The 19,352-nt window shown below is 71.0% G+C and carries 8 protein-coding genes; 1 reads left to right on the forward strand and 7 read right to left on the reverse strand.

Annotated elements, in window-relative coordinates; translation table 11 throughout:
- Positions 1-16: 16 nt before the first annotated feature.
- Both ACIBBD_RS35345 and ACIBBD_RS35350 read right to left on the reverse strand, forming a co-directional pair.
- The gene (locus tag ACIBBD_RS35345) at positions 17-1,336 is read right to left on the reverse strand and encodes an activator-dependent family glycosyltransferase (RefSeq protein WP_399423667.1); all 1,320 of its coding nucleotides are present in this window, start codon (positions 1,334-1,336) and stop codon (positions 17-19) included.
- A gap of 118 nt (positions 1,337-1,454) precedes the next feature.
- Positions 1,455-2,234 (reverse strand): BTAD domain-containing putative transcriptional regulator, encoded by a 780-nt coding sequence (locus ACIBBD_RS35350; protein WP_399423668.1) that lies wholly within the window; start codon positions 2,232-2,234, stop codon positions 1,455-1,457.
- 440 nt (positions 2,235-2,674) lie between these two features.
- On the opposite strand from ACIBBD_RS35350, the gene ACIBBD_RS35355 reads away from it, so the two are divergent.
- Positions 2,675-3,880, forward strand: a complete 1,206-nt coding sequence (locus ACIBBD_RS35355; protein ID WP_399423669.1) for a cytochrome P450 — start codon at positions 2,675-2,677, stop codon at positions 3,878-3,880.
- Positions 3,881-3,969: 89 nt separating this feature from the next.
- Here the strand turns inward: ACIBBD_RS35355 and ACIBBD_RS35360 are convergent, their stop codons facing one another.
- The 5 genes from ACIBBD_RS35360 to ACIBBD_RS35380 all read right to left on the reverse strand — a co-directional run bounded on the left by ACIBBD_RS35360 (position 3,970) and on the right by ACIBBD_RS35380 (position 19,295).
- Positions 3,970-4,728 (reverse strand): thioesterase II family protein, encoded by a 759-nt coding sequence (locus tag ACIBBD_RS35360; RefSeq protein ID WP_399423670.1) that lies wholly within the window; start codon positions 4,726-4,728, stop codon positions 3,970-3,972.
- Positions 4,694-6,076 (reverse strand): lysine N(6)-hydroxylase/L-ornithine N(5)-oxygenase family protein, encoded by a 1,383-nt coding sequence (locus tag ACIBBD_RS35365; protein ID WP_399423671.1) that lies wholly within the window; start codon positions 6,074-6,076, stop codon positions 4,694-4,696. The genes ACIBBD_RS35360 and ACIBBD_RS35365 overlap by 35 nt, the downstream gene beginning before the upstream one ends.
- A gap of 191 nt (positions 6,077-6,267) precedes the next feature.
- Positions 6,268-9,504, reverse strand: a complete 3,237-nt coding sequence (locus tag ACIBBD_RS35370; protein ID WP_399423672.1) for an AMP-binding protein — start codon at positions 9,502-9,504, stop codon at positions 6,268-6,270.
- An 82-nt stretch (positions 9,505-9,586) separates the two neighbouring features.
- Complete coding sequence (locus tag ACIBBD_RS35375) at positions 9,587-12,718, reverse strand: type I polyketide synthase (protein ID WP_399423673.1); 3,132 nt, start codon at positions 12,716-12,718, stop codon at positions 9,587-9,589.
- Position 12,719: 1 nt separating this feature from the next.
- Positions 12,720-19,295: a type I polyketide synthase gene (locus ACIBBD_RS35380; protein WP_399423674.1), complete on the reverse strand. Its 6,576-nt coding sequence runs from the start codon at positions 19,293-19,295 to the stop codon at positions 12,720-12,722.
- Positions 19,296-19,352 lie beyond the last annotated feature (57 nt).

Raw genomic sequence — 19,352 nt, forward strand, 5'->3', positions numbered from 1 at the left:
CTCGGCCGCGGCGCGGTCAGCCGTCAGCACGCCGCGAGCGGAACTCGGCGGTGATCTCTTCCAGGGCCGCCACGAACTCGGTGGGAGCGGGCTGTGCCAGGCTCTCCTGCCGAAGCCGCTCGGCCCCTTCGCGGAACCCGTCTTCCTCGATCAGTCGCGTCAGGCATTCCCGCACGTGCGGCCCGGTGAGCTCGTTCAGTGCGAGCGACAGTCCGGCTCCGGTCTCGCGCAGCACACCTCGCTTGGCCACCGCGTCGACCGAGCCCTCGACGATGAGCTGGGGGATCCCGTGCACCATCGCGCCGTTGAAGCAGCCTGCTCCGCCGTGATGGATCACGGCGGAGCAGGTGGGCAGGACGACGTTGAGCGGGACGAACTCCACGATCCTCGTGTTGTCCGGGATGCTGCGGAGCTGACCGCGCTCCTCGGCCGACAACGTGATGATCAGCTCGATGTCGAGATCGGCCACCGCGTCCAGGGTCTCCTGCACGTGATCGACCGTCATGCCCGGCATGTCGATCCACGGCACCTTGGAGATGCCGAACGTCATCACCACGCGCGGCGTCCGCGGCGGGTCGTAGAGCCAGGACGGCACCACGGAACGGCCGTTGTACGGGATGTAGCCCATGGACAGCGTCCGTTCGTGGGGCTCGAGCCGCCATCGCTCGGGCATGACGTTGACCGCGAACTGGCCCGTCACCAGTTCCTCGCTGAACTCGCGCCCGAACTTCCTCGCCCACCCCTCGTACCAGTCGCGCACCAGGTCCCGCCCCTCCAGGGCCGGATTCTCCTCCTGGGCGCGCAGGAAGTCGTGGCGGATCCGCAGGAACAGGTCGAGCCAGCACACCATCCGCGCGTGCGCCGCCCCGACCACGTCCGCGGCCACCGCGCCGGCGTGCACGATCACGTCGCACAGCACGAGGTCGGGTTCCCAGGAACGGCAGAAGGTCACGAGGTCGTCGACCATCTCGTCGTTCACCAGCCACATCCCTGGCACCACGACGGTGTCCAGGAGCCAGGCGATCTGCTCCCACGGCAGCCCGTCGCGCTCCCCGTCACCCATCTCGTACAGGGTGTCGGTGAGGAAGGGCGGCACCTCGGGCGCCATGGTCGGGGCGCTCTCCCCGCGGACCCGCAGGAGGCGCTGCTGCAACGTCTCGTCCGGGCCGACGGAGACCGCCGTCAGTCCGGCCTCTGTGATGCTGTCCACGAACTCCGGTTCACTGGCCACCCGTACCTCGTGGCCCGCCGACTGCAGGGCCCAGGCGAGCGGCACCATCTGGTACAGATGGGAGTTCCAGGGACCTGTCACAAACAGGACTCGCAAGCGTTTCACCCCTCGGGACTGTCGGCGGAGCGCACGTGGTCGCCCGCCGTGGCTCGGCCGTTACGTCAGTCGTGCAAGCCGGCGGGCCCCTGCCCGCCGACGTCGTCGCGCCGTCGCCGCGCGCGGTTCACGGTCGCCCCGCATGTTCCGGCAGCACCGAGCGGTGGTCCGCGGCGAGGATCGCGTGCTGCATCTCCTGGAGCGCGCGGCCGGGCTCCAGCCCCAGCTCGTCGTTGAGCGTGCGACGGGCCCGCTGGTACACCTGCAGCGCGTCCGCCTGACGGTCGCTGCGGTGAAGCGCCAGCATCAGCTGACGGTGGAACGACTCGCGCAGGGGGTGCTCGGTGCCGAGCCGGTACAGGTCGCTGATCAGCTCGCGGTGCCTGCCCAGGGCGAGGCGCGCGTCCATCAGCATTTCGATGCATTCCAGCCTCGCCTCGTTGAACCAGGTCTGGAAACCCTGGAGTATCGGCCCCCGGAATACGCCGTCGAGCACCGGTCCCCGGCAGAGTTCCAGAGCACTCTCGAAACTCCGCGTCGCGACCTCGAAGTTCTGTGTGCGGAAATGCTCCCGCCCCTTCCGCACGGCTTCGTCGAAACTGCGGACGTCGAGTCCGTCGGTCCCAAGCTCAAGCATGTACCCGGGCGGCTTCGTGATAACCGGACCGTCTTCCCGTCCCGGGCGCGAGAGGAACTTGCGCACCTGCGAGACATAGACGTACAGAGCCCCGACCGCACGACGTGGCGGATCGTCTCCCCAGATCTCCGTGATCAATCGATCCAGGGTGACAACCTGGTCGGAACGCACCAGGAGAACGGCGAGCAGTATTTCGACCTTCTGTGCTTTGATGGCCGACTGCCCTTCTGTGTCTATGACACGAAGCGGCCCCATGATCTCGTATCGCATGGATGAACCCCCGGTCACCGTATCTTCCATACCGTCTCGGTGGGAGCGCTGAGGCCGACCGGCCTCTTCTGCTGGACAGCGCCGCGCCTGTCCCGCCGACGAGACACGTCTGCCCTGTGTCGCGCCGATGCGGAAGTCGCCCGGGAGGGAAATCCGACACCTCCCGTCCCCTTTGCCGTGTGCGGTTCGCTTATGGAGAAGTCAGAACGGCCTGGAACCTAGCACGGCGAGCCGGAAATCCAGTAGGCATTTCTTCGGCTGTTGACGGGACCTGTCGCATGCTCATGGTGTGGTTCAGCCTTTCATGGGACGGTGTTGTTCCGGTGTCGCCGCACGAGAGCGGCACACCGGCGCCCGCCGATAAGGAAGGAAGTGGGATTCCGGTCGGCGGCAATGGAAGCGTCGCCGAAGTCACCTACTTATTCAGGCGAGGAACGGGCATGGGTGAAAACGTACACACCGTGACGGAAATGCCGAGAGCACGACGGCCCGGGTGCCCCTTCGATCCACCAGAGGAATTACTCGACGCCCGCCGGCAGGGTCCGATGAGCCGTTATACGTTCCCCGGCGGCCAAATCGGCTGGCTGGTCACCGGTTTCGACCTGGTCAGACAGGTCCTGGCCGACCCGCGGTTCAGCTCGCGCCGGGAGCTCATGCTGCACCCGACGGTCGATGTCACGGGTATCGAGGTCTCCCCGTCGCCGCCCGGTGAGTTCCTCCTCACGGACCGGCCGCAGCACAGCCGCTACCGGAAGCCACTGGCGGGGAAGTTCACCGTGCGGCGGATGCGAAAGCTCACCGAGCACATCGAGCGGATCACCGCGGACCACTTGGACGCCATGGAGAAGGCCGGGCCGCCGTTGGATCTGGTGACCGCGTTCGCCAAACCCATCCCCGCCATCGTGATCTGTGAGCTGCTGGGGGTGCGGGACGAGGACAGGACCCGCTTCCAGGGGCACATCGACTCGATCGTCAGCGGGGAAACCAGCGACGACGACCTCATCACCGCCTACGCCCTGATGCAGCAGTACCTGGCGGAGCTGGTGGCCGACAAGCGCGCCGCCCCCACCGACGACGTACTCAGCGACCTCACCGAAGGCGACCTCACCGACGAGGAGCTGAAGGGGATGGCGCTCACCCTGCTGGCGGCGGGTTTCGACACCACCGCGAACGTACTGGCGCTCGGCACCTGGTCGCTCCTGCGTCATCCCGCGCAGTTGGCCGCCTGGCGCGCCGATCCCGGGATCGCCGATTCGGCGGTGGAGGAGCTGCTGCGTTACGTGAGTGTCGCCAAGAACTTCATGCGGACGGCGCTGGAGGACGTCGAGCTCGGCGGTCAGACGGTCAAGGCCGGGACCACGGTGATCCTGTCGTACAACACCGCCAACCGTGACCCCGAGCGCTTCGCCGACCCGCATGCGCTCGACCTGCGCAGGAACGACGGCGGCAATCTGGCCTTCGGCCACGGCGTCCACATGTGCCTGGGCAGCCAACTCGCCCGCATCGAACTGCGCGTCGCCTTCACCGCGCTCTTCGAACGCTTCCCCACCCTGCGCCTTGCCGTCCCCGCCGACCAGGTTCCTCTGCGTCCCGAGGCCGCCGATATCCACGGGGTCAAGAGCCTCATGGCCACCTGGGACGTGTGACCCCGAACGGCGTGTGACCTCGAACGACAACGTGAACTACGACGGCTTGCCGAACCGCGGACCGGTTCGGCAAGCCGTCGTCGTTCACGTCATGGAACGGTCGTCGAGGAGGACTTGGTCTCGGTGAGGACACGGGTCACGTCCGCCAGCAGCGGGGCTTCCTCGGCCCGGAGGTAGAAGTGCCCACCGGGGAACACCCGCAGCCGGAAGTCACCGCGGGTCAGTTCCCCCCAGCGGCGCATCTGCTCCGGGGTCACCTGGGTGTCCGTGTCACCGGTGTAGCCGTACACCGGGCAGTCGAGCAGCGGCCGGGGGCCGCCGTCGTACGCGTCCACCAAACGGTAGTCCGCACGGATCGCGGGGAGCACGATCTCCCGCAGGCCCTCGTCCGCGAAGATCTCCGCGCGGCTCGCGTCGAAGCTCACGATGTGCGCGATGATCTCCTCGTCGGTCCCGAAGATCATGGGACGGCCGGCCAGTGCGTGCGTCGGCTGCCTGCCCGACACGCACAGGGCGGCCGGTGGACGCCCCCGCTCCTGGAACCGCAGCGCCACCTCGTGGGCCACCGAGGCGCCCATGCTGTGGCCGAACAGGACGAGCCGATGCCCAGTCAGGTGGCCCAGCACGTCGGCGATGTCGTCCGCGAGGGCTTCCAGCCGGGTGGGCACGGGCTCGTTCAGCCGGTCCTCCCGGCCCGGGTAGCGGATGCCGAGCACCCCGATGTCCGTCGGAAGTGCCTGGGCCCACGTGCGGAAGGTGCTCGCCCCGGCGCCGGCCGGCGGGAAGCAGATGAGCTTCGTCGCGCACTTGTCGTCATCGCGGTAGCGGCGTACCCACTGCTCCTGCACTGATGTCACCTCCGGCCTCGGTGGTGAGGTCCGCGGTCCCGGCCTCGTGCGCCGCCCGCCGGGCGGCGATCGAGCCGACGATCTCGCCGCTGCGGAACGCCAGGTTCGACAGCAGCGAGGACGTGAGGCCGTGGGTATGCTCCGTGCCGCCCTGGAGGTAGATGCCGCACCGCATCTCCGGTTCGGTCACGATGCGGTAGTCACGCTCCACGCGGTAGCGGCCGGCCTCGTCGCGCCGGCAGAGACCGTCGAGATCGCCGAGCAGGCCCGTCGGCTCCATCGCGTTGTAGCCGGTGGCGCAGACGAGGACGTCGACGTCGAGTTCGCGCACCTCGGCGTCGTGTCCGCGCTGCAGCGACAGCCGGGTCTCGGTGCCGACGCGCTTGACTCCGGTGACCCGCGTGAGGTTCAGGAACTCCAGCCGCCTGTCGCCCTGCACCTCGTCGTCGTAGGACCTGCGGTAGAGCCCCCGGATCACGTCGTCGTCCACGACGGCGTAGTTCGTGTTGCGGTGGTAACGCCAGAAGGCATTCCGCGTCTCGGGGGAGCCGAAGTAGTAGTCGTCCACGGCGCTCGGGTCGAAGACCTGGTTGGCGAAGGGCGAGTCGTCGGCGATGGAGTAGCCGTAGGACGGGACGACGGCACACACCTGGGCATGCGGAAGCTCGTCGTAGAGGAATCTGACGATCTCGGCGGCGCTCTGGCCGGCCCCGGCGACCGCGACTCTGCGCAGTTCGCGCGGGTTCATCCTGCGGTACTTCTCGAGGAACTCCGAGCTGTGCCACACCCGGTCGTCGCGCTCGGCGCCTTCGGGCATGCTCGGGACCAGGCCGGTGGAGATCACCACGTTGCGCGCCATGACGGTGCGGCTGTCGCGGCCCGCGGTGTCCGTCACCTCGATCCGCAGGAGGTCGGACCACTCCGGGGCGGCAGGGGAAGCCGGCCGGATGGAGCGAACCTCCGAGCCGTAGACGATGCGGTCAGCCACTCTCGACTGCGCCCACTCCAGGTACTTGTGGAACTCCTGGCGCGTGGGGAAGAAGTCCTGGTTGTTCACGAACTGCGGGAGCCGGCCCGAGGCGTGCAGGTACGAGATGAAGCTGAAGCTCGACGTGGGGTTGCGGAAGGTGACCAGGTCCTTGAGGAAGGAGATCTGCATGGTCGCCGACGGCAGCAGCATGTTGCGGTGCCACCCGAAGGAGGCCTGACGCTCCAGAAAGAGGCTGCTGATGCCGCCCCTGTCCCCGCCCTGGGCCCGGGACTCTTCGAGGGCGACGGCGAGGGACAGGTTGGCCGGACCGAATCCAACGCCGACCACGTCGTAGATATCGCGTTCACGATCACTCATGGAGAAATCTCCCCCGGCGTGGATGTGTGAAGCATTTCGCTTTGTCAGCCAATGGCTCTTGATCCTCGACAGGCCTGTAAGAAGGCACGCTTGAATTCCCCTTCGGCCGCTCAGCCAAGGTAGATCGAGCCGGTGCACCATTCAAGAAATGCGGTCCGGAGCAATGTCCCGTCGGCGAGACAGTGGACAACTCAGAGAACGTGCCCGTCGCGCGTCCTTCTGCGCAGGGCCGGCCGGCTGGAGTGGGAAAGACGCTCCGCCACGGCCGCGAGCCCGGAAATGCTCCGGGTCGCGAACAACGTGCGGATCGAGACCTCCAGGTCCAGCTCCGCCCGGATCAGTCCGACCAGCCTGATGGCCCGCAGTGAGTTGCCGCCGAGATCGAAGAAGTCGTCCTCGATCCCCACACGGTCCACTTCGAGCACGTCGGCGAACGCCTCGGCCAGCACCTGTTCCGTACGGTTGCGCGGCGCCCGGTACTTCGTGTCGCCGAACCGGGGCTCCGGCAACGACACCCGGTCCACCCTCCCGTCCGTGGTCACCGGCAGGCGGTCCACCACCATGAACAGCGACGGAACCATGAAGTCCGGCAGCCGCGCCGCGACAAAACGGCGCAGCCGCCCGTCCAGCACGTCGGCTTCCTCACCGGCGCCCGCGTCCCCGCCGGAGGTCCGGCGGCCCACCGGCACGACATACGTCACAAGACGCTGCTGCCCGGAGGGGTCCGGCGCCCCGGCGACCACCGCCCGGAGAACATCAGGGTGCTCGCACAGCACGTCTTCGACCTCGGCCGGTTCGACGCGGGCTCCCTGCACGTACGGCGGGGCGCCGACCTGGCCGACGTGGTCGAGCCGGCCACGGGCATCACGGCGGACCCGCTCCCCGGTCCGGTACATCAGAGCGCCGGCCGGGCCGAAGGGGCAGGCCACGAAACGTTCGGCGGTGCGCCGGGGGCGGCCCGCGTAGCCACGCGCCACGCCGGGCCCCGCCACGTACAGCTCTCCGACCACGCCGGCGGGGACGGGTGCCAGGCCCGGGCCCAGTACGTGCAGGACGGTGCCGTCCGCCGGCTGGCCGAGTGCCGCTGCGGGACCCGCCGGGTCGTCGCCCGGTTCCTGGCGGCACACGGCGAACAGGGGCGCTTCCGTCGCACCGTGTCCCTGAACGACGGTGAGTTCAGGAACTGCCGCCCGCACCCGTCGGACAGCGGCGGCGGGGGCCCGGTCGCCACTGATCCACACCTCGCGCGCTCCGGCGAGGTCCTTGGGGCGCTCCGCCGCGATCTGTGCGAACTGGTCGGTCGACAGCCGGATCGTGCAGGCCTCGTCAGCCGGTCCCGAAGCGGCCGGCGCGTCGGCGTCCTGGGCCTCCGCTGCCACGACCACCCGGCCGCCGTTCAGCAAGGGCGTCCACAGTTCGAGGGCGAGCGCGTCCGAGCTGTGCGGCGACTGCCACCGCACGGCGCCGCGGCCGCCCTCCCGCCAGTTGGCGTCCCGGACGAGGTGGTGCAGGTTCCGGTGCGTCACCGCGACGCCCGGGGCCGCTCCTCGGTCGTACATGACGGCCAGCACGTTGTCCGGGCGCGGCGTGACACGCGTCGGCCGCACGTCGTCGTCGGCCCGCTCGGACAGGATGTCGCCGAACACGACGGTGGGGACATCTGCTCCTGCCCCACGGAGCCCGGCCGTCTCCGGGTCGGTGACCACGATGCGCGCCGCCGCGTCCTGCACCACCGCTCTGCTCTGTTGCGCGGACAGGTCCGGGTCGACCGGCACGTACGCCCCGCCCGCCTTCACGACGCCCAGCAGGGCGACAGCCAGTTCTACGGATCGCGGCAGGTCCACCGCCACGACCGTCTCCGGTCCGACACCCCGGCGTCGCAGTGCCGCGGCAATCCGGCCCGCCTGTTCGTCCAGTTCCCGGTAGGTGATCCGGGAGCCCTTGCCGACCAGTGCCGTCGCGTCGGGAGCTGCCGCCACCTGCCGAGCGAACAGGTCCGGTACCGAGAGGTCCGGCAGCGGTTCGCCGACGGCCTGTCGCGCTGTCGGCTCGTCGCCGCGCACCGCTTCCGCGAGGTCCAGCGCCCCGACGGGCGCGGAGACGTCCGTGAGCAGGGCTCGGACGGCGGCGATCAGTTCCGTGCCGATGAAGCACAGTTCCGCTCCGGAGTACATGCCGGCGGGGGCGTCGAGCCTGAGGAACAGGTCGCTGTCCGCACCGCCGTCCGTGTAGACGCCGATCGACAGTTCGTCGAAGGTGCCGGTCGTCGCGCCGAGGTGGCGCGCGGGAGAGCCGGCGAAGTCGAGTTCCTCGGCGAACTCGACGACGTTGACGACGGCGCCGAAACTGCCGCGGCCGCTCGCGTCGGTTCCGCTCGCCCGCTGTATCTCCGAGTAGTGGCAGGCGGTGTGACCGACGATCTCGTAGGTCTCGTCGACGATCGCCTCGGCCGTCTCCGCGAAGCTCGCGCCCAGCGGGACTCGCGCGCGCACCGGCACCACGTTCACCGCCAGCCCCGGCGTCCCGCGCAGCGTCCCGGTCCGGTTGCCCACGGCCAGCGAGAGGAGGAACTCGGGCTCGTCGCAGCGGTGCCGGAAGTACGCGGCCGCGGCCGCGGTCACCAGGGCCGACATCCACACGCCGAGCGCCCTGGCCGCCTCGGTCCAGGCCGCGGCCTCGGCGTGCGGAACGGTCAGTGTCCGGCTCACCATGCCGATGGACGAGCTGAGTTGTGACCACTGGTCGGCTCTGCTCACGGGCTGCGAGAGCTCGGCCCGCAGCGCGTCGGACAGGACGATGCGCGGGAGCTGCGCGGGCGGGGGCGCATCCGCGAGGTAGTCGCGCCAGAACCGCGTGTCCTCGGTGAACTCCTGTGAGTCGAGGTACCGCGTCGCCACGTCCGCGTAGGACGCCACGTCCCAGGGCTGTGGCGGTTCCGGGACGTCCGAGCCTCGCCGGAGCGCCGTGTAGACCTCCGCGAGGCGCCGTGATACCAGGCCGCCCGCGCCGAATCCGTCCGATATGAGGTGGTGGTAGGCGATCGCCACGAGGGAGCGGTCCGCCGCGATCCTGACGACTCCCAGACGGAACAGCAGGTCGTGCTCCAGGTCGAACGGGTGCCGCAGCATCTCGGCGAGCGCCTCGCGCGCCTCGTGCTCGGGGTCCGCCTCGGCGCTGACGTCCAGGAAGAACGGCTGCCAGTCCCCCAACTCCCGGGGCACGAGCCGCAGACCGCTGCCGTCGTCGACGAAATTGACGCGCAGCACCTCGGCTTCGCCCATGACATGCAGGAAGGCTAATTCCATGGCCGCCTCGTCCAGCGCGCCGTTCACGTCCCAGATGGTGAGCGCGTGGTTGAGTCTTTCGGGGAATATTTTCTGCGCCAGCCACATTCCCTTGTGTGCAGCCGACACGCCGAACGAACCCACACGGATCAACCTCTCAGCAGAACGGGCGCGGAAACTCGAATCTCGCAGGTCTTTCCTACTTTCACGGGCGGGAAGAAGGCGGTCAAGAATGTCCCGTCGGCGGGACGGCGGCGCGGTTCGTCATGGCGGTCACGAGGTGCTCGGCGATCAGCCGCGGGGACGGATGCAGCAGCACCAGATTCGGGCGCAGCCTGAGTCCCGTCGAGGCGGCGAGGCGTTTGGTGAGGTCCACCGAGAGCAGCGAGTCGAATCCGGCGTCCTTGAAGCCCTGGTCGGGGTCGACGCTCTCGGCGGAGCGGTGTCCGAGGACGGCGGCGACCTTCTCCAGGACGTGGTCCAGCACGAGGCGCGCGGCGTCGCTGTCGGCGAGAGCGGAGAGCCTCTGCGGCAGGGAGTCGGGCGGCTCGTCGGCCTCGGGCCACTGCTTCGTCGCGGGCGGGGGTGCCGCGGCCTCGGCGGGCGAGGAGTTCAGCCAGTACCGCCGGCGGCGGAAGGCGTACGTCGGAAGGTCCACGCGCGGGCGCCGCCCGATGAGGGCCTGCCAGTTCACGTCCCCGCCGCGCACGTGGAGTTGGGCCAGCGATCCGACCAGTGCCTCCGCCTCGCCCCGGTCGCGACGCGACGACGACAGGACCATCGCGTCGTCCCGGTCCTCGATGATCTCCTGCACGGGTACGGTCAGCACCGGGTGCGGGCTCATCTCGACGAACAGCCGGAATCCGTCGTCGACCAGCCGCCGCGCGGAGGACTCGAAGAGGACCTTCTCGCGCAGATTGCTGTACCAGTACTCCGCCGTCAGCTCCGCGGGGTCGATCCTGCGTCCGTGCAGCGTCGAGTAGAAGGGCAGTTTCCCGGTGTGCGGCAGCACGGCGGACAGCGCGCCCGTCACCTCGTCCCGGACCCGGGCCACCTGCGGCGAATGCGACGCGTAGTCGACTGGGATCCTCCGCGCCTGGATGCCCTCGGCCGTCATCTTCGCGACGACTTCGTCGAGCGCGGCCTGTTCTCCGGAAACCACCACCGAGCGGGGCCCGTTGACGACGGCGAGGCTCACCCGGTCCTGCCACGGAGTCAGACCTTCCGTCACGTACGCGGCGGACGCAGCGACCGAAGCCATCCCTCCGTGGCCGACCAGCCGCCTCAGCGCCTTGCTGCGCAGTGCCACGATCCGGGTGGCATCCCGCAGGGACAGCGCACCGCAGACGTACGCCGCGGCTATCTCGCCCTGGCTGTGTCCCACCACCGCGGCCGGTTCCACGCCCCAGGACCGCCACAGGGCGGCCAGGGACACCATGACGGAGAACAACGCCGGCTGGACGACATCGACCCGCTCCAGGCCCGGGGCGCCTTCCGCGCCGTGCAGCACGTCGAGCAGGGACCAGTCGACCCATTCGGCCATGGCGGCCGCACAGTCGTCGAGGGAGCGGGCGAAGACCGGGAAACCGGCGTAGAGCTGCCGTCCCATCCCGTCCCACTGCGAGCCCTGGCCCGGGAACACGAAGACGGCGCCGCCCGGCTCACCCGCCACGCCGCGGACGACTGCCGCGGACTCCGAGCCGTCGCGCAACCGGGCCAGGCCGCTCAGCAGTTCGTCGCGGTCCCGGCCCACGACGACGGCACGGTGCGCGAATCGCGACCGGCTCGTGACCAGTGAGCTCCCGACGGCAGCGACATCCAGGTCCGGCTCGGCCGCGGCGAACGCGCGCAGCTTCTCGGCCTGCCGCCGCACGGCCGCCGCGTCCTTGCCCGACAGGACCCACGGCACCGGAGCGCCCGGAGCCGCCTCGGGGGCGCGGTCCGGCCGCGGCCCCGGTTCCTCCTCCAGGATCACGTGCGCGTTGGTGCCGCTGACTCCGAACGACGACACTCCGGCCCGGCGCGGGCCCTCCCCACGGACCCATTCCCGTCCGTCCCCCAGCAGTTCGACCGCTCCGGACGACCAGTCGACGTGGCGTGAGGGCACCTGCGCGTGCAGGGTCTTCGGCAGGTAGCCGTTCCGCATGGCCATCACCATCTTGATCACGCCGGCCACCGCGGCGGCGGCCTGGGCGTGACCGATGTTCGACTTCATGGAGCCGAGCCACAGCGGCCGGCCCTCGGCCCGGTCGTGCCCGTAGGCGGCCAGCAGGGCACCCGCCTCGATGGGGTCCCCGAGCGCGGTTCCGGTGCCATGGGCCTCGACCGCGTCGACCTCGCGGGCGGTGACGCCCGCGTTCGCCAGTGCTCGCCGGATCACCTTCTCCTGGGCCAGGCCGTTGGGGGCGGTGAGGCCGTTGCTGGCACCGTCCTGGTTGACCGCGGAGCCACGGATCAGGGCGAGCACGGGGTGGCCGTTGGCGCGTGCGTCGGACAGCCGCTCCAGCAGGAGCACCCCCACTCCTTCCGCCCATCCGGTTCCGTCGGCGCCGTCCGCGAACGACCGGCACCGTCCGTCGGCCGACAGGCCGCGCTGCCGGGAGAACTCCAGGAAGATCGCCGGCGTCGACATCACCGAGGCGCCCCCGGCCAGGGCGAGCGAGCACTCCCCCGTACGCAGCGACTGCACGGCCAGGTGCAGGGCCACCAGGGACGAGGAGCACGCCGTGTCGATCGTCATCGCCGGCCCGGTCAGTCCGAATTCGTACGCCACCCGGCCGGAGGCGACGCTCGGCGCGCTGCCGTGCATCAGATAGCCCTCCAGGTCCCCCCCGCCGGCCTCCAGGAAACGCGATCCGTACTCGGAGGAGCTGACCCCGGAGAAGACGCCGACGTCCGATCCGCGCACCGACGCCGGGACGATGCCCGCCCGCTCGAAGGCCTCCCAGGACGTCTGCAGCAGCAAGCGCTGCTGCGGGTCGACGGCGAGCGCCTCGCGCGGGCTGATGCCGAAGAAGTCGGCGTCGAAGTCCGCGGCGTCGGGCAGAAACCCTCCGTGGCGCACCAAGGATCGGCCCACCGCGTCGGGGTCGGGATCGTAGACGTCCGGCCATCCGCGGTCCGCGGGGAACTCCCCCACCGCGTCCCGGCCTTCGCGGACCAGGTCCCAGAGATCCTCGGGCGTGGCGACGCCCCCGGGGTAGCGGCACGCCATCGCGACCACGGCGACCGGCTCCCCGCGACCGGCCTTCAGGGCGTCGTTCTCCCGCCGCAGACGATCTCGCTCCTCCAGCAGGGTGCGCAGTGCCTGCTCGACCCGGTCCGCGCCGTCCGCGCGGCGATCCACGGGGTGCTTCATGTCAGTTGCCCCTCTCGTCCAGCTCGTCCTGCTCGTCCAGGGCCAGGTCGACCAGTGCGTCCAGGTCCATGGCCGCGAGTCCGCCCGCGCCGGTGACCGCGTCCTCGGCCGGCTCGGCCGCGTCCGGCGTCGCCGGGTCCGCGCAGGCCAGGACCTGTTCGAGGACCCCTGAGTCGCGCAGCCTGTCGATGGGGACGGTCCGCAGCACTTCCCGGATCTCCTCGTCCCCGACCGGAGTCACGCGCGGTGCCGGGAGAAGGCGGCCGACGAGGTGCCCGCCCAGCTCGCGGGGGGTCGGATAACTGAAGACGAGGGTGGACGCCAGGCGCAGTCCGGTCCGGGAGGCCAGGCGGTTGCACAGTTCGACGGAGGTCAGGGAGTCGAAGCCGAGGTGGGTGAACGGCAGGTCCGCGTCGACGTCACCGCCGGTGGGATATCCGAGCACGACGGCCACGTGGTCACGGACCCAGTCCAGCACGACCGGTTTCGCCTGCTCACGTGGCAGCGTGGCCAAGGTGGCGGGCAGGCCGCGGGCGTCGGCGGCGCTGTCCGTTGCCGGACGTGGGCGGCCGTCGTCGACGAGGCCACGCAGGAGGAGCGGCAGTTGGTCACCGGTCTTCTTCCGCAGCGCCGAAAGGTTCAGCCGGGCCGGGATCACGACGGCGCTGCCGAGCGTACGTGCGGCGTCGAAGGCGGCCAGCGCCTCCGGTGTCGGCATCGGGGCGACGCCCAGGCGCCGGACGCGCGCGAGATCCGTCTCGTCCAGGTCCTCGGTCATGCCGCTGGTCTGCTCCCACCATCCCCAGCACAGGGACGTGCCGGGCAGTCCGGCTTGCGCGCGCTGTGCCGCCAGACCGTCCAGGAACCCGTTGGCGGCGGCGTAGTTGGCCTGTCCTGCCATGCCGAGCGTGCCGGCCAGCGCGGAGAAGAGGATGAACGCGGAGAGTGGCCGTCCCCTGGTGAGCTCGTGCAGGTTGACCGCGCCGCCCGCCTTGGCCCGTAGCGCGTCGTCGAGATCCTGCGCGGTCAGGGACGCGAACGTCTTGTCCGCCAGCTCGCCCGCCGCGTGCACCACCCCCGTCAGCGGATGTCCGGCGGGCATGCGCGCCAGCAGGCCTGCCACGGCCGCGCGATCCGACACGTCGCATTCCACGACGCTGACGATGGCGCCCGCCTTCTCCAGGTCCGCGACCAGTTCGGACGCGCCGGGTGCCGTGCTGCCGCGACGGCTCGCGAGTACCAGGCTGCGGACACCGTGCTCGGCGACGAGGTGGCGGGCCACCAGTGAGCCCACTCCCCCGGTCCCGCCGGTGACCAGCACGGTGCCGCCGCCGAGGCCCCCGCCGATGTCGAGGACCAGCTTTCCGGTATGACGGCCCTGGCTCATCTCGCGGAACACCTTGGGCGCGTCACGGATGTCGCGGACCGAGACCGGGCTCGGCCGCAGCTGCCCGGCGGTGAACAGCTCCATGACCGCGCGGAACATGACGTGGATCGCCGCCGGTCCCGCCTCGTAGAGGTCGAAGGCCCGATAGCCGACGCCAGGATGCTCCGCGGCGATCTGCCGGGGATCGCGGATGTCGGTCTTGCCCATCTCGACGAAACCGCCGCCCTCAGGGAGCAGTCGCAGGGAGGCGTCGACGAACTCACGCGCCAGGGAGTTGAGCACCACGTCCACGCCCCGGCCACCGGAGGCGGCGAGGAACGTGTCGGCGAACCTCAGGTCCCGTGACGACGCCAGGTGGGCGTCGTCCAGTCCCAGCTCACGCAGGGCGGGCCACTTCGCCGGGCTCGCGGTCGCATAGACCTCGGCGCCGATGTGCTGCGCCAGCTGGACGGCGGCCATTCCCACCCCGCCGGCGGCGGCATGGATGAGAATCCGCTGCCCTTTCTCCAGCCGCGCCACATGGAAGAGGGCGTAGTAGGCGGTGAGGAACGCGCCCGGGACGGACGCCGCCTCGGCGTGACTCCATGTGTCGGGGACGGGCATGAGCAGGCGGTGGTCCGCCACCGCCACGCGGCCGAACGCGCCGGGGAGCATGCCCATCACACGGTCACCGGGGGCGAGACCGGTGACGTCGTCCGCCACCTCCAGCACGGTTCCGGCGCCCTCGCTGCCGATCCCGGCGTCGAAGGTCGTGCCCTCCACCAGTCCCAGAGCGATCGTGACGTCGCGGAAGTTGAGTCCCGCGGCCTGTACGCAGACACGGACCTGGCCGCTGGTGAGGGGGGCCTCCACCTCGGGACAGGGGACGAAGGTGAGGTTCTCCAGGGTCCCCTTGTCCACGATGCCCAGCCGATGGGCGCCGTCCGCGGGTGGCTCGACGCGGTGGCCGGCGGGCCGGGCGGAGGCCAGGCGGGGGACGAGCAACGTCCCGCTGCGCAAAGCCAGTTGATCCTCGTCGAGGGCGAGCGCGTGGTGGAGTTGGGCCCAGGACGTGTCCTCGCCGTCGGTGTCCACCAGCCGGATCCTGCCGGGATGCTCGGACTGCGCGGAGCGGATCAGCCCCCAGACGGAGGCGCCGGGCAGGCTTTCCACACTCTCGCCCCGGCCGGTGTCGAGCGCCAGGCGGGTGAGGACGACCAGCGTCGATTCCGCGAGCGACGTCTCGGCGAGGAACCGCTGGGTCCAGCCGAGGACTCGGGCGTCCGCCGTGCCGACCGAGCCCAGCAGACCGGCATCGGCATCAGCGAAGTCGTCCGGGCACAGGACGACGTGCCGGGGTGGTTCCCCCGCGACGACCGAGTCCATGGACGGGTGCGGGCGGACCTCGATGCCGTCGGCCGCGCGGAGTTCGCCGGCCAGGCCGGCGCCCGCGCCGAGGACGGCCCACGGCTCACGGGGGACCTCACCCGTCCGGGGCCGGACCGGCACCCACTCCAGCTCGTAGAGGGACGGTGTGCGGCCGCCGCCCGCCGTGCGCAGCTGCTCGGCACTCGTCGGCCGGAACGTCAGCGCTCCGATGCGCGCGATCTCGCGGCCGCTCTCGTCGGCGGCCGTCACGGTCACGACGCCGTCGTCGACCCGGGTGATCCGAAGCCGCACAGTCGAGCCGCACACCCCGGCCGACACGGCTGCGGACCACGAGAAGGGCAGCCATCCCCGGCCCTCCTCGAACGTGACGACGCCACCGGCCACCACGGCGTGCAGCGCGGTATCCAGCAGGGCCGGGTGCAGGGTGAATCCGTGGCCGGTGGAGTCACCGGCCGCCGGGGGCAGCGTGGCCGCGGCGAAGAGTTCGTCGCCGCGCCGCCACACCTCCCGCAAGCCGCGGAAGGCGGGCCCGTAGTCGAAACCCACGTGGGCGAAGGTGTCGTACAGGCCGCTGATGTCGACCTGTTCCGCTCCGGCAGGCGGCCAGGCAGCGAGCGGGGAGGTGGTCCCGGTGCTCGCGGGGGCGGGTGTCAGGCCGCCTGTCGCGTGGCGGGTCCAGGGGCCGTCCGGGCTGTCCTCCGCGGCGGGGCGCGCATACACGTTCAGCGAGCGGCGCCCCGTTTCGTCCCCTGCCCCGACGACGATCCGCACCTGTACGTCGCCCGACGCGGGAACCACCAGGGGGACTTCCAGGGACAGTTCCTCGATCGTCGCACAGCTGACGAAGCCGCCCGCCGACAGCGCGAGGTCCAGGAAGGCCGTCGCCGGCACCACGGCAGCGCCGAACACGGCGTGGTCGGCCAGCCACGCGTGGGTGCGCAGCGACCACAGGCCCGTGAACACGATGTCATCGGTGCCGGGGTGGTCCACCACGGCACCCAGCATCGGATGGCGCGGATCGGTCAGACCGGCGCCGGACACCTCCGCCGTGCCCGTCGTGGCCCTGAAGTCCAGCCAGTACCGGCGGCGCTGGAACGCGTACGTCGGGAGATCCACGCGGCGGCGCGCTCCGAACAGGGCGTCCCAGTCGACGGGCCGCCCCGCGACGTGCAGTTGGGCCAGCGAGCGGATCAGCGTGTCGACGGCCGCGCGGCCCCGCCGTGACACCGACAGGACCATCGCGTCGTCGGCTCCCACGCCGACGAACGCCTCTTTGGTGATTCCGGTGAGGCCGGCTCCCGGTCCGGCCTCGAGGAAGACGCTCGTGCCGACCGCGCGGGCGCACTCCACGGCCGAGAAGAAGCGTACGGGCCGGCGTATGTGGTGCACCCAGTGCGCGACGGACGTGAGCTGCTCCGCGGTGACCTCGCGGCCGGACAGCGTGGAGATCACCGGGATCGCCATGCTTCCCGCCGGGATCTTGTCGATGGCCTCCGCGAACTCGTCCAGGACCGTGTCCATGAGCGGGGAGTGGAAGGCGTGGTCGACGTCGAGCTGTTTCGCGGAGGTGCCGCGGGCCGTCAGTCGCTCCCGCAGCACGGCGATCTCGTCACGGTCGCCCGAGACCACCACCGAGTCCGGGCCGTTGACGGCGGCGATGCCGACCCGGCCGAACTCGGCGAGCAGCGCGTCCAGGTCGGCTTCCGAGGCACGCACCGCCAGCATGGCGCCGCGTTCGGCGAGCTGCATGATCCGCCCCCGCGCGGCCACGAGCCCGGCCGCGCTGTCGAGGTCGAGGGCACCGGAGACGTGCGCGGCGGCTATCTCCCCGACCGAGTGCCCGAGCAGGCGGTCGGGCTGTCCGCAGTAGTGCGTCACGAGCCGGTAGAGAGCCACCTGGAGGGCGAAGAGCGCGGGCTGTGCGATGTCCGTGCGCTGCGCCTCCTGCCGGTCCTGCCCGGTCGCGTCGGCCAGGAGCAGCGGCTTCAACGCGAAGGGCAGCCGGCGGTCGAGCCGCTCGCACACCTCGTCCAGGCTCCGGGCGAAGACGGGGAAGACCGCGTAGAGCTGCCCGGCCACACCCGCCCACGGCGATCCCTGGCCGGGGAACATGAAGACCGTGCCGCCGCCCTGGCCGGTGGCGACACCCTCGATCACGCTCGCGGTCTCCGTGCCGTCGCTCAACGCGGCCAGAGCGGTCAGCAACTCGTCCCGGTCCCTGCCCAGGACGACCGCCCGGTGGTCGAAGCCCGACCGGCTCGACACGAGGGACGACCCGACGTCCGCGAGGTCCGGGCCCTTGCCGGCGGCGAAGGCGTGCAGCTTCTTCGCCTGGGCCCGCAGCGCCTCCCGCGACCGTGCCGACACGACCCACGGCACCAGGCTTCCCGCGCCGCCGGGCACGGGGGCGGCAGCGGGCGGCGGCTCCTCTGCGGGGGCTTCCTCCAGGATCAGGTGCGCGTTCGTGCCGCTGGCGCCGAAGGCGGAGACACCCGCGCGCCGGGGGCGGCCCGCGGTCTGCGGCCACTTGGTCGCGCCGGTCAGCAGCTCCACCGCCCCGGCCGACCAGTCCACGTGGCGCGTCGGGCGGTCCACGTGCAACGTCCTGGGCATGATCCGGTGACGCATCGCCATGATCATTTTGATGATGCCGCCGACGCCCGCGGCCGCCTGCGTGTGACCGATGTTCGACTTCAACGAGCCGATCCACAGCGGCCGGTGGGGGTCCCTCTCCTGCCCGTAGGTGGCCAGGACGGCCTGCGCCTCCACGGGGTCGCCCAGGGTCGTGCCGGTCCCGTGCGCCTCCACCACGTCCACATCGCTCGCCCGTACCCGGGCGTTCTCCAGCGCCGCCCGGATCACCCGCTGCTGGGCCGGGCCGTTGGGTGCGGTCATGCCGTTGGACGCGCCGTCCTGGTTGATGGCCGACCCTCGGATCAGTGCCCAGATCCGCCGGCCGTGGCGCCGCGCGTCGGACAGCCGCTCCAGTACCAGTACGCCGGCGCCCTCGGAGAAGCCGGTGCCGTCGGCCGCGTCGGCGAAGGCCTTGCAGCGGCCGTCCGCCGCCAGGCCGCGCTGCCGCGACATCTCCCGGAACACCTGGGTCGTCGCCATGACCGTGGCGCCTCCGGCCAGGGCGAGCGAGCACTCGCCCTGGCGCAGGGACCGTACGGCCTGGTGGACGGCCACCAGCGAGGACGAACACGCGGTGTCGATGGACAGCGCCGGCCCCTCCAGGCCCAGCGCGTAGGACACCCGCCCGGACGCCACGCTCAGCAGCGCGCCGGTCTGTCCGTAACCCGAGATGGCCTCGGGGGTGACGTGGTGGTTCCCGTAGCCGAAGTACGCCAGGCCGGCGAAGACCCCGGTGGCAGTGCCGCGCAGGGTCGACGGGTCGATGCCTGCCCGTTCCAGCGATTCCCAGGAGGTCTCCAGCAGCAGCCGGTGCTGGGGGTCGGCGGCCAGCGCCTCGCGCGGGCTGATCCCGAAGAAGTCGGCGTCGAAGTCGCCGGCGTCCCGCAGGAACCCGCCCGACCGCGTGGAGCAAGTCCCCGGGCGGTCCGGATCCGGGTCGTAGAGACGCTCCAGGTCCCAGCCTCGGTCCGCCGGGAAGTCCGAGACGGCGTCCCGGCCGGCCTGCACGAGGTCCCAGAGGGCTTCCGGCGAGGCCACTCCCCCCGGAAAGCGGCACGCGACACCCACGACCGCGATCGGCTCGGCGGCGGCCTCCGTCAACTCCTTGAGCTGCCACCGTGTTTCGATCAGCTCGAGCGATGTCCGCTTGAGGTAGTCGAGAAGACGAGCGTTGTCGTCGTCAGTCATCGCTCTTCCCTGGGAGTGTGTTCGGTCGGTCGATCGTGCGGTGCTCGCCGGACCGCG

Source organism: Streptomyces sp. NPDC051315 (assembly GCF_044455165.1).
Taxonomy (GTDB): domain Bacteria; phylum Actinomycetota; class Actinomycetes; order Streptomycetales; family Streptomycetaceae; genus Streptomyces.

Coding starts and splice junctions, on each gene's coding strand:
- ACIBBD_RS35350 (WP_399423668.1), bottom strand. CDS start 2,234: ATGCGATACGAGATCATGGGGCCGCTTCGTGTCATAGACACAGAAGGG.
- ACIBBD_RS35355 (WP_399423669.1), top strand. CDS start 2,675: ATGGGTGAAAACGTACACACCGTGACGGAAATGCCGAGAGCACGACGG.
- ACIBBD_RS35365 (WP_399423671.1), bottom strand. CDS start 6,076: ATGAGTGATCGTGAACGCGATATCTACGACGTGGTCGGCGTTGGATTC.
- ACIBBD_RS35375 (WP_399423673.1), bottom strand. CDS start 12,718: ATGAAGCACCCCGTGGATCGCCGCGCGGACGGCGCGGACCGGGTCGAG.
- ACIBBD_RS35380 (WP_399423674.1), bottom strand. CDS start 19,295: ATGACTGACGACGACAACGCTCGTCTTCTCGACTACCTCAAGCGGACA.